General features: G+C 51.0%; 9 protein-coding genes and 2 pseudogenes. 1 reads left to right on the forward strand and 10 read right to left on the reverse strand.

From position 1 onward, the window contains the following. The 10 genes and pseudogenes from SD70_RS31355 to SD70_RS31395 all read right to left on the reverse strand — a co-directional run. Positions 1-1,987: histidine kinase (locus tag SD70_RS31355; protein ID WP_041052531.1), on the reverse strand; the 1,987-nt coding region annotated here is incomplete at its 3' end. 53 nt (positions 1,988-2,040) lie between these two features. Next, positions 2,041-2,598, reverse strand: a complete 558-nt coding sequence (gene kdpC / locus SD70_RS31360; protein ID WP_231571712.1) for a potassium-transporting ATPase subunit KdpC — start codon at positions 2,596-2,598, stop codon at positions 2,041-2,043. A 25-nt stretch (positions 2,599-2,623) separates the two neighbouring features. Next, positions 2,624-4,665 (reverse strand): annotated as a pseudogene (gene kdpB / locus SD70_RS31365) (potassium-transporting ATPase subunit KdpB). A 31-nt stretch (positions 4,666-4,696) separates the two neighbouring features. Further along, a complete protein-coding gene (gene kdpA / locus SD70_RS31370; RefSeq protein ID WP_041052540.1) occupies positions 4,697-6,370 on the reverse strand; it encodes a potassium-transporting ATPase subunit KdpA in 1,674 nt (557 codons plus the stop codon). A gap of 52 nt (positions 6,371-6,422) precedes the next feature. After that, complete coding sequence (locus SD70_RS40590) at positions 6,423-6,500, reverse strand: potassium-transporting ATPase subunit F (protein ID WP_082053795.1); 78 nt, start codon at positions 6,498-6,500, stop codon at positions 6,423-6,425. Between the two features lie 145 nt (positions 6,501-6,645). Then, the gene (locus tag SD70_RS31375; RefSeq protein WP_041052535.1) at positions 6,646-7,041 is read right to left on the reverse strand and encodes a hypothetical protein; all 396 of its coding nucleotides are present in this window, start codon (positions 7,039-7,041) and stop codon (positions 6,646-6,648) included. A gap of 23 nt (positions 7,042-7,064) precedes the next feature. Next, positions 7,065-7,586 (reverse strand): hypothetical protein, encoded by a 522-nt coding sequence (locus SD70_RS31380; protein WP_041052536.1) that lies wholly within the window; start codon positions 7,584-7,586, stop codon positions 7,065-7,067. A 994-nt stretch (positions 7,587-8,580) separates the two neighbouring features. Next, a pseudogene (locus SD70_RS38965) lies at positions 8,581-9,216 on the reverse strand (DUF6596 domain-containing protein); the annotation flags it as partial. A gap of 584 nt (positions 9,217-9,800) precedes the next feature. Then, positions 9,801-10,136 (reverse strand): YciI family protein, encoded by a 336-nt coding sequence (locus tag SD70_RS31390; protein ID WP_041052537.1) that lies wholly within the window; start codon positions 10,134-10,136, stop codon positions 9,801-9,803. A gap of 256 nt (positions 10,137-10,392) precedes the next feature. Then, on the reverse strand, positions 10,393-11,394 hold the full coding sequence (locus SD70_RS31395; RefSeq protein WP_041052538.1) for a DGQHR domain-containing protein: 1,002 nt from the start codon (positions 11,392-11,394) through the stop codon (positions 10,393-10,395). Between the two features lie 134 nt (positions 11,395-11,528). Between SD70_RS31395 and SD70_RS35540 the strand changes: the two genes are divergently transcribed. Then, positions 11,529-11,879 (forward strand): helix-turn-helix domain-containing protein, encoded by a 351-nt coding sequence (locus SD70_RS35540; RefSeq protein ID WP_041052539.1) that lies wholly within the window; start codon positions 11,529-11,531, stop codon positions 11,877-11,879. Positions 11,880-11,968 lie beyond the last annotated feature (89 nt).

Consider the following 11,968-nt stretch of genomic DNA (forward strand, 5'->3'; position numbering starts at 1 on the left):
TGCGAAATCCGCGGCGAATCAAACGATCGGCGTGAGGAGTGGAATTGACGCACACGAAAATCACCTCCTTGCGCCGCCACGGGCCGCGAAGGGAGCTTTTCCTCTCCAGCGACTCCAGTCTTTCATCGACATCGTCGGCAATTTCCCGAAGGGCAAGCTCGCGTAAAGCGATGAGGTTTCCCGTCTTGAAAAAATGGTTCAAAGCCTGATCGACTTTGGCCATCGCGTAAATTTTCCCCTCCCGCATTCGCTGCTGCAGCGCTTCGGGAGAGACGTCGATCAACTGCACCTCGTCCGCCATCCGAAGGATGCTGTCGGGCACGGTCTCCCTGACCCGTATGCCCGTGATCTGTTCCACTGCGTCATTCAAGCTTTCCAGGTGCTGAACGTTGACCGTCGTGATTACGGATATTCCCGCCTCCAAAATCTCCAGCACATCCTCGAAGCGCTTACGATTTTTGCTTCCGGGTACATTCGTATGGGCCAGCTCGTCAATCAGCACCACCTCGGGACAGCTCCGAATGATGGCTTCGGTATCCATTTCCTCGAGGGTGACGCCTTGATAGACGTTGCTTTGGCGAGGAATGAACTCGAGGCAGCCTGTTTGCGCGATCGTTTCCTTGCGATTATGCGTTTCGAGCAGCCCGATCCGCACGTCTACCCCCTTCTTCAAGAGGTCGTTGCCTTCGCGTAGCATCGTGTACGTTTTGCCGACGCCGGGCGCCGCTCCGATGTACACTTTGAACTTGCCGCGCTTGATCTTGTGTATTTTTTCGGCCACTTCCTGCTCGCTTAAGCGGCGATACTTGTCGGACTCCTGGCTCGGCTTAATTCTCGCGGGAAGAATGCGCTCCCCTTCGTATTCGGCCCGGTCGGCTACGAGAAAGACGTCGATATTCCTCGTTTTCTTTAACAGCCGGTTGACGACCGACCCATGCCACAGCTCCTGCCACCGAGTATGCTTGGAATGGCCCATCACGATTCGCGTTACGTTATGCTGGGCAGCGTATTTGACCAACTGGTCCGCTATGCTCCGGCGGCTTTGGAACGGCAGTTCTTCAAATTCGCAGCCGATTTTCTCCACGAGCTTCATCATGCTTCTGCAGAACGTTGCCGCTTCTTTGGACAGCGGTTTCTTGAAGTTGCGGAAGGTGACGACGGACAGGTCCCCGCCCAATCTTTTGGCGATCTGTTGGCCGCGGCGGACGTAGATCGAGCCGTTCCAATGATACTGGGCGGATACAAGAATATGTTCAGTTGCACCGGACGGACCGATAAGCCCCAACTCCTCGCGGTGTTCGTTCAAGGTTTCGTTCACATCCTCGGCTACAAGCCGAAGAGCGAGCTCGCGCAATACCCCCAGATTGCCTCGTTTAAATACCGTGGTATCTTTATTCACTTTGACGTGGCCTTCCGCAAGCCGGTTTAATATCGCCTCCGGAGTCACATCAATAAGGCGCACTTCGTCGGCGAGCTCCAACGTATCCGCGGGAACCGTATGCCCCACTTCGATTCCGGTGAGCTTCTGGGCGATTTCCGTGTAACCTTCCAGCTCATATACGTTAACCGTCGTAATGACGCTGATATCGTGAGACAGCAAAAACTTGATATCGTCCAGACGCGTCGGGAACTGAGCGTCCGGCCGGTTTCGATGGGCAAGTCCGTCAACGAGCACGACTTCGGGGTTCCTCTCCAGCAAAGCGTCCAGATTTAAATCTTTGTATTCAATCCCGCCGTGATGCCAATGGATGCTCGGCACCCTTTCGAGATCTCCCAGTTGCTCGACGGTTTCCGGCCGCTGCAACGTAGAGACGGCGCAGATGACCACATCAATTCCTTGCTGCTTTAAGGCATTTCCCTCGCGGAGCATGTGATACGTCTTGCCGGAGCCGCTCACCGGACCGATGTAGATTTTCAAGGTGCCGCGGTGAAGCTTGGAGATCGAGTGAAGAATTTCTTCGGGTGTTTTCCTGCGGAAGTTTTCCATGCCGTTAGCCCCTAAAAGCCGCTTCCCTGCAATTCAGGAAGCGGCTGCGTTTTTTAAAGCTTCGCTTGTTTCAGCAAGGCCATGTTCAGCGCCAATACGTTCACGCGCGGCTCCCCGAATATTCCGAGCTGCCGGCTCTGCGTTAGCGAGTCTACGAGCTGCTCGATTTGCCGCTCGGCAATGCCAGTTGTCTTACTGATTCTGAGAATTTGAGCTTTAGCCGCTTCCGGGCTCAAGTCCGGGTCGAAGCCGGAGCCGGAGGCTGTGACCAGATCGGAAGGAATATCCTTTAGCGTTGGGTTATCCTTCTTAAGTTCGGCAATTTGTTCTTTTATTTCTTTGACATAGTCGTCCGAAGCTACCGCCCTATTGGAGCCAGCCGATGCCGTAGGATCGTATTTGGCCGCCGAGGCTCTCGGATGGAACAGCTTTGGCGACGTGACGCTTTGTGCGAGCAGTTCGGAACCGATGACCACATCCCCTGACTGAATCAAGCTGCCGTTCGCTTGTTTCGGGAACAGAGCTTGAGCGAGACCAGTCGTAATGAGCGGGTACATCAACCCGCATAAAAGCATGAGTGTGACGGACACACGGATTGCAGTTAACGTCATTTTCATTCGATCTCCCTGCCTTTCGTTAAACGATGTGAAACCCGTGAAGGAGCATGTCGATCAGCTTTATCCCCACGAAAGGAACAATGACACCGCCTAAGCCATAGAGCAGTACGTTGCGGGCCAGCAGCTTGTCGGCTGTCGCCGCGCGGTACTTCACGCCTTTCATGGCAATCGGAATCAGCAGCGGGATGATGACCGCGTTGAAGATCAGAGCGGATAAGATCGCCGATTGGGGCGAGGCCAGATGCATAATGTTCATCGCCTGAAGCTGCGGCATAGCCATAATAAACATCGCGGGAATGATGGCAAAATACTTCGCAATATCGTTCGCAATCGAGAAAGTCGTCAGCGCGCCGCGGGTAATGAGCAGCTGCTTGCCAATGGCGACAACGGACAACAGCTTCGTCGGATCCGAATCCAAATCGATCATATTGGCCGCTTCTTTGGCTGCCATCGTCCCCGAGTTCATCGCTAACCCGACATCCGCTTGGGCGAGCGCCGGCGCGTCATTCGTCCCGTCACCGGTCATGGCGACGAGCTTGCCTTCCCGCTGCTCCTTCTTAATGGCGGCGATCTTGTCCTCCGGTTTCGCTTCGGCAATGAAATCGTCGACCCCGGCCTCAAGCGCGATAGTAGCCGCGGTAAGGGGGTTGTCGCCCGTGCACATGATCGTTTTTATTCCCATTGCTCTCAGTTCATCAAACCGCTCCTTCAAACCTGGCTTGACGGTATCTTTCAAGTAAATCACGCCGAATATGCGATCGTTCAGAGCTACGGCGAGCGGAGTTCCTCCGGCTTTGGCAATTCGGTTCGCAATCTCTTCAAGATCGCCCGGCACTCTACCGCCTTTGGCGGTAATATATTTCTTAATCGCGTCGACCGCGCCTTTGCGAATCGATGTGCCGTTCGCCAAATTCATGCCGGACATGCGGGTTTCCGCAGTAAACTCAACGATTTCAGCGTCTTCATATTGTGCTGCGGCCCAAGACTCACCAAGCTTCTCCGCGAGTTCTACGACGGAACGCCCTTCCGGCGTCTCATCCTTGACCGATGCCTGCAAAGACGCGAAGGTTATTTCCTTGGCGGTTACGCCTTTGACGGGAATGAATTCGGCGGCCATCCGATTGCCGTACGTAATCGTACCCGTTTTATCCAAAATAAGCGTGTCGATGTCGCCGGCGGCCTCCACCGCTTTACCGGACATCGCGAGCACGTTAAATTGCGTTACCCGGTCCATTCCCGCAATTCCGATAGCGGACAGCAGCCCGCCTATCGTTGTGGGGATTAAACATACCAATAGAGCGATCAAGGTGGCGAGGTCCAGCGGAATGCCCAGGTATCCGGCCATCGGGACCATCGTGATGATAACAATCAAAAATATGAGCGTCAGAACGGCCAGCAGCGTAGCTAAAGCAATTTCGTTCGGCGTTTTCTGCCGCTTGGCTCCCTCGACGAGCGAAATCATCCGATCGAGGAACGATTCGCCGGGGTCGGTCATCACTTTCATCACAATAAAGTCGGAAGCTACTCTCGTGCCGCCGGTTACGGAAGAAAAATCTCCGCCTGCCTCCTTAATGACCGGCGCCGATTCGCCGGTAATAGCCGATTCGTCGATCGAAGCAAGCCCTTCGATGATTTCCCCGTCGGTAGGAATCAGCTCGCCCGCCTCTACACGGACGATGTCCCCTTTCTTAAGCTGGGTCGAAGAGACGTGCTTCATAGTCCCGTCCTTCTGTACCAGCTTTGCCATCGTCTCGGATTTCGTTTTGCGAAGCGTATCCGCCTGCGCTTTGCCACGCCTTCCGCAAGGGCTTCGGCAAAATTCGCAAACAGTACGGTGAAAAGCAAAATGAAAAACACCGCAATATTGTAGCCCCTGCTTACTCCCGCGGCTCCGAACAAGTCCGGAGCTATGGACAGCAGCAATGTAATCGCCGTTCCCACTTCTACGATAAACATGACCGGGTTCTTCATCATAACCGCAGGGTTTAGTTTCTTGAACGAATCCAATATCGCTTGGGATACGATTTCCTTCGTCATCGTTTTCTTGCGTTCGTTTGTCATATATATCCTCCCTTTACATATACGCCGGCGCTTAATGCGGCATAGCCAAATGCTCGGCAATCGGTCCGAGCGCAAGTGCCGGGAAGAACGTCAGCGCTCCGATCACGACAATGATCATGATGAAAATTCCCGTAAACAAGGGAGTATTCGTCCGCAGCGTCCCAGTCGTTACCGGAACCACGCGCTTTGCCGCGAGAGAACCGGCAATCGCCAGCATCGCAATGATCGAAATATACCGTCCAACCAGCATGACGAGTCCGATGCCGACATTGTAAAAGTTCGTATCGGCATTCAGGCCGGCGAATGCGGAGCCGTTGTTCGCTGCGCCAGATGTGAAGGCGTACAGCACCTCCGAGAGTCCATGCATGCCCGAATTGGAGATGGACGCTATCGATTCGGGACGGAAGAGCGCAAGTGCCGTCGGCGCAAGAATGATAACAGGGTGGATCAGCAGCGCAATGGAGGCCAGCTTGACTTCCTTGCCCTCGATTTTCTTGCCGAGGAATTCCGGAGTACGGCCCACCATCAAACCGCAAATGAAGATAGACAAAATGAGATACAACAGCCCGTTCAGCAGGCCGACACCCTTGCCGCCGAAGACATTATTCAGCATCATTTCGGCCAAGGCCACAAAGCCGCCCATTGGCGTTAACGACTCGAGCATATTGTTCACGCTACCGGTAGTGGCGGCAGTCGTCGCGGCCGTGAACAGCGCGGACTCGGATATCCCGAACCGAACTTCCTTGCCTTCCATATTGCCGTTAACGCCTGCAGAGGTTAGAGCGGTCACTCCGTGGTACTCAGCTACAAATACAGTTGCAAGCATAACGAGGAAGATAAAGCCCATTGCGGCAAAAACGGCCCACCCTTGCTTCTTGTTTTTGATCATGAGCCCGAAGGCGTAAACTAAGGAGGTCGGCAGCAGCATCATGCAAACAATATGAACAAGGTTCGTCAGCGGCGTCGGATTCTCAAAAGGATGCGCCGCGTTCGTGCCGAACCAGCCGCCGCCGTTCGTGCCGATATGCTTAATGGATTCCAGTGAGGCCACCAAGCCTCTTGTAATGGTCTGCTTGGCCCCTTCCAACGTGGACGCCTCTACAGCCCCTTGCATCGTTTGCGGCACGCCTTGAAATACTAGGAACAGGGCGACAATAAGGCTAAGCGGCAAAAAGACTCGGATGATCGCCCGTGTTATATCCACATAAAAATTGCCCAAGTTATCCTGGTGGCCGATCAGCCCGCGGATGAAAGCCACGGCCACCGCGAAGCCCGTCGCTGCCGAAGTGAACATCGGGAATGTGACCGCCAGCATCTGAGATAAGTAAGAGAGCGCATTTTCTCCGCTGTAGGATTGCCAGTTCGTATTGGTAATGAAAGATACGGCCGTATTAAACGCCTGCGCGGAAGGCATATTGTCGATCCCGTCCGGATTGAGCGGCAAATACTTTTGCAGCCTCAGGACAAGATACATCAGAATCAGCATCACGAAGTTGCTGAGCAGCATGGCGCCGAGATACTGTTTCCACCCCATTGCTTCTTTGTCGCGAACGCCCATAATACGGTAGACGGCTCTCTCGAAAGGACCGAATATCCGGTCAAGTCCCGTCCTCTCGTAATCGAACACTTTCACCAGGTAACTGCCAACCGGCTTTACCAACGCCAAAATAATGACGAGCGTTATCGTTACCTGCACGAATCCCATGCCCATGGTAAAATATCCTCCTTAGGTGAGTTAACGAATAGCTGCTCCTCGGCTAAAATTTTTCAGGTTTCACGAGTACAAACCCAAGATAAATAATCAGGACGAATGCGACGATGCCCATGACAATCATGAACCTGCCTCCTCACGCTTTCTCAGCAAATTCCAGAAATCCCCACAATCCTGTGAAAGCCAAAACGAACAGCAAAATCATCGTGAAATCGTTGCTAAACATAGACTTCTAGTCCCTCCTACACAGAGTCCGTTCAACGAATCGTCTAACTGATCAAAAAAGGCATATCCCCACTCTTAGAATGGATGACGTAGTCCGCTCCAAACTTTTTGAAAACGAACCTTGACTGCTCATTTGCTGTGATGACATAGATGGATTTTGAAGTCCAGCTGCGGGTCATTTGTAGATAACGGCAGCAGTCGGATAAACCATTTTCGAATAAAAAGACATTGCCTATCGGATATTCAGGAACTGACTGATTCCCGAGCTCCTCCGTATCAATAGGAATCACATGTTCCGCCCCCAGCTTGATCCATTTTTGTTGCTCGGCATCGTTATTCGTTATGACCGCGAACGGCAGCTCTTTGAGCTTCAGCATTCGGATAAATCGTTCACCGGCGATTGTTGGCGCCGAAACCAACGAATATTCCGTACTGTTCATCCCTTATTCCTCCATCCAACGCGTTAACTCAGCCTAACGGCTTTCTTGCAGCTTAATCCCATGCTCAGGACTTTATCGATGAAATGCAGCTTATCGGCCTCGTTTTCACAAACAGCGGCATGCATAACTAGTACAAACCAACCTCTCTTCCTAACTTCAGATAGGTAAAACGGATAGGTATCCCTTGATCGGAGGATGTACCACCCGGCCTTCACAGATCTCCATCGTTTTGTCAGCAAACTGCGCATCGGCAAGTAAGAACGGCGATTCCAATCGGATACGGTTTGTTTCCTCCGAAAGGTTTCATAAATGCTGTCGACAGCGCTAAAATCCACAACCTCGACGATTGAATTCCAGTCATTTTGCTTAACCTTTGTCAACACATCCTCCTTACAGTCTCCGAACCAATAACCTTGTACCGAATGCCGCGATTGGTTGTCCTTTGTCCAGATGGCGCCGAACCACAGGTAGGAAAGCGTAAAGATTTCCAAATAACCGGGGGCGCAAGAAAAATAAACTTCACTCCAGTTACTCGTACGTTTCATAGCCAACTTCCCTCCTCGGCACAAAGAAATCTTAATACGATTCGCCGTAAAAAGGGGGTAAAGAATCCGGTCAAAGGTGTAAAAAAAATATAAAAACACTCGATATACGCTAAGAAATAGGCCGCCAATGGCGACCTAACAATCAAAAGAAGGTGTTCGGCGATAATAAAGTAATAGACCGGGGTTCCTTATCTATAAAAGGAATCCCGGTCATTTTAGCCTTCAAAAACTTTTATAAAATTTTAGACTTGAAACATTAATGAAGCGTTACACGCGCAGCTTGATAAGCGGAGAAACGAGCACAATCCAATACGAATAATTGGTAGGCCTTGACTGTCACAAGCAACAATACTACCCCGAGAATAAACCCACTCTTTTTGCCCTCACCACATCACGTTTTATTTTCATCTCAATTCCATTGAACGGCGCTGGCCAATTGTTGACGGCTCACATTGCTTTCGAAAAGAAAATCCTCAATGAATTATATATTCAATAAAGCTTTATTTTTCCCCTTTTTCTGTAATTAATCTGCCGTTACTTCAATGCAAAAAGGGAACAACCGCCGCGGCGAACTGCTCCCTCGAGATTGAATAATTGTACTCCAATGGCACCCACGGTTTGACGCCTATTTTAATAAAAAAGAGAGCAGGCCACCCGTGGCAGTTTGCTCCCTGGTTATGTTTAATACCCCTTACTTCGATGCGACGGTCTGGATTTCAACGAGCAAAACTGGTGAAGCGAGCGAGCCTTAAGTAAATAAAAGCGAAAAGAAGCGGAAAAGCCTGCCGCCGTTCCGGTGCCGTCCAATAAAGAAAAATTGCTGGCGGAAATTCGCGATTTGTTGGAACAGCAGCAAGGCCAAGGTAACGGCCGCCGGTCGTTTCCTTGCCGGCAAAGCCTACACCGTATCCCGCGTTTCACCTCTGGCCTGCCGCAAAAAAGACGAGGCACCCCCGATCCTATCGGTCAGGGACCCCCGTCTGTTTATTGTCCGTTATAGTTGACGTGACTGACGCATCAAAAAATCGCGCATCGCCGGTTCCTCGCACAACCCGATGGCACGGCTGTATGCAGCGCTTGCCTGCTCCGATCGTTGCATTCGTTTGAACAGATGGGCGGCAAGTGCCCAGTAGGGCTGGTAATTCTGAATGGCCTCGGAAGGAGTGGCTTCCAGCAGCTCAAGGCCTCTCGCGGCGCCCCGCGCCTCGGCCACGTCGGCCGCACGGCCGACGAGCGCGCCTATGGTCGGAGCTAACCTCATTAACCCCTCATACAGCAGGGCGATCTCCTCCCACTCGGTACGGCCGGTCCATGCACGCTGGGCATGCACGGACTGGATCGCCGCTTCCAACTGAAAGCGCCCGATTCGTCCGGCTTTAGACGCATCGGTCAAATGCTTTTCCGCCTCCATTATTCTTGCTCTGGACCAGAGCGCCGTAGCCTGCTCCGAAAGGGGCACATACTCCCCCGTCTCCGTACGCCGCGCTTCACGGCGGGTCTTGCAATGCAGCATAAGCGCCAGCAGCCCCTTCGATTCCGGTTCGGCAGGCAGGATCCGCAGGAGCAGCCTGCCAAGGTAAATCGCTTCCTCGGTAAGTCCTCTGCGGCGGGGATCGGCCCCCGCAACGTCGTCCCACCCGCGCTGCCGTAGGCGGCATAAATGGCTTCCAACACCGCATCTAGTCGCAGCGGCAGCTCCTCGGCATCAGGCAGCTCGAAGGCGATACCGGCGTCGCGGATTTTGCTTTCGCGCGGGTAAGCCGCTGTCCCATGGCTGTAGGGCGAACGACGAAAGCGGAGGCGAACCTGGCTGCATCCAGCCCCATTTCCGTCTGAAGCATAAGCGGCGTACGAATGAAGGCATCAATGTCCGGATGGGCGCAAATAAACAGCAGCTTGAGCCGTTCGCCGGGAAAAACGCTGTCAGAGCTCGCCAGCTCTTTGCGCCTCTTCCGTCAATGCGATCACCGTCGGCGCTACTTTGGCCTGAATTTGGGCTCGACGGACTCCGTCAATCAGCCGCCGGCGCGCCGTCGTCAACAGCCATGCCTCCGGCTTGTCGGGAATGCCAGTTCGAGGCTACGTTTCCAATGCGGCGAGAAAGGCGTCGGAAAGCGCGTCTTCCGCCGCCGCAACGTCTTAGGAACGCAATCAGCCGGCCATACGAATCACGCAGCGCCTGTTCGACCCTACTCTCAACATTCATGCGCAGCTTTAGCCTCTCTGCGTCAGATTGGGACGGACTTCCACGACTCTTCCCGCCGGGATCGAGCAGCGGGCCACCCACTCAAGCGCAGTATCCAGATCCGGCACATCGATCACGAACAAGCCGCCGAGCTGCTCCTTGGTGTCGGCAACAGGTCCGTCTTGAACTTGGGGCCCTCCTTCGCGCCGCAGCCTAAGAGTCGTCGCGGTTTCCGGTGGCTGAAGACCGGCACCGGCAACGACGATCCCCGCATCGTATAGGGCTTTTACATAATGGGGCCAGGTCGCCCAGTACTCCTTTTGCCGTTCCGGATCGGTTCGCAGGGCGAAACAAAGGTAAACGATAAAGTTATAATTCTAGTGGTTGGAATCATTGAATCAAAACTGACGAAATTATTTTTTAACGCAACCACCGGGGCATTTGATCATACAGGTTATAACATTTTTTGAGGAGGTGGCTTTAAGGAATCCGATTATACAACTAAAAAAAGAACCCTAAAAGGTTCGCGCCTTTTAGGGTGAAGGTAGTCAAGCATGGGTAGTTCAAGGTGATAAGCTTTGACATTTTTTCAGCCTTTTCGCTCACATCTCCCCTCTTTTCTTAACTGCTAACTGGTAACATTAAAGACAACAAATCGGACGCTAACTTCTTTGAACCTGTGGTACCTCTTACATATCGCAGACTGCCTGTAGTGGACCAATCAAATTTTTTCAATTTCCTCACCAATCTAATGATTCTCTGATAATCAATACCTTTCTTATCCTCCGAAACGCATTCCGATAGTACTTCTGCACCTGCAATACTAAGCGCATTCAAACAGACTATATGAGTAATTCTGTATTCCTTATAATCAGACCATTCAGTCTCAAAGAGCTCTTTTATCGTGTTAAAGTAGACCAATGCCAACATAATTTTATCTTCTTTAGTCAACGCAGAGACATGCTGCGGCTTTGTTAGGAACTCAATCATTCTATATAAGTTTTGTAAAGTAATGTGCCTTCCGGATGATCTCTTTCCGGTAATCGATGAGTTACTATGGAACGGGCTATCGTTTCGCAGGACAAGTTCTGTTGCAATCCAGCTAATATCATCATAATGCCTTTGCAAATATTTACTAAGCGAAAATCCGATTTGTTTCCCCTTCGTGTTTATTGTATCAAAGAGTTGAATTTCCTCGTCATTATCTAAAAAATGAAAAGCAATAAAAGGAACATTCAACTCGGAATTGGTTTCCTGCAAATACTTTTTAATACCACCTAAACGATGCTGACCATCCAGAAGTGAAGCTTTCTTATTACATATCAGTCTTCCGAAATTTGGCCTCAATTTGTCATAAGGGATGAAGTCCCAGTTACCTTCAGCATTTAACATAACAGGTGGAAATAAGGCATTGTCCCCTTTTGATAAATAGGTGGCGAAATCCAGACATTTTTTTGCATCGACCGGTCTTTGATACCCTTTACCAGATGGGTGATCAAAAGGTTTTACATAATGAATGGCTAGAACAGTTGTTGCCAATACACCGCCAGAATAAGAAACTTTACCGCGCTGCTTCAGTTGAACAACATTTTCAATAACCAATTGATGAGGCAAGGAATTCATGAGCAGTCACTCCTAGATGTAAATGTCTACTCTTACTATAGGGTATTATAATACCCATTTTCAAATGGGAAATGGTAGAATATTTCACTTTAAGATGCCCCGCGACTCACCTACTCTTAAATAGAGGTGGTTGAGTGGCACATTTCTATCTTCAAGTCGCTAATAATATACGTTTTTATCGCAGAGCCGCAAACCTAACTCAGGAACAGTTAAGCGAAATCGTTGGAATAGATCGGTCATACCTTGGCAAAATTGAACGGGGCGAAGTGAATATTTCGTTAGAGACCGTTGTAAGAATAGCCGAGGCGCTAAAAATATCACCTTATGACTTATTCGAACGCAACAAAAATACGCGGAGATCTGCTAACAAAGAACTTATGGAGAAGATTAATATTCTTTTGTCCGGTCAAAGTGTCGAGGAGTTAAGGATCATTCATTCTATAATTAACAACATTCGTACATATAAAGATTTGGAAATCGGGTAGGAGGCTACCCATTAGTTGAGTAGCCGACCTCCCACACCACCGTACGTACCGTTCGGTATACGGCGGTTCCTTAGTTCACGCAGTTACTT

This window comes from Gordoniibacillus kamchatkensis (assembly GCF_000829455.1).
GTDB classification, from domain to species: domain Bacteria; phylum Bacillota; class Bacilli; order Paenibacillales; family NBRC-103111; genus Gordoniibacillus; species Gordoniibacillus kamchatkensis.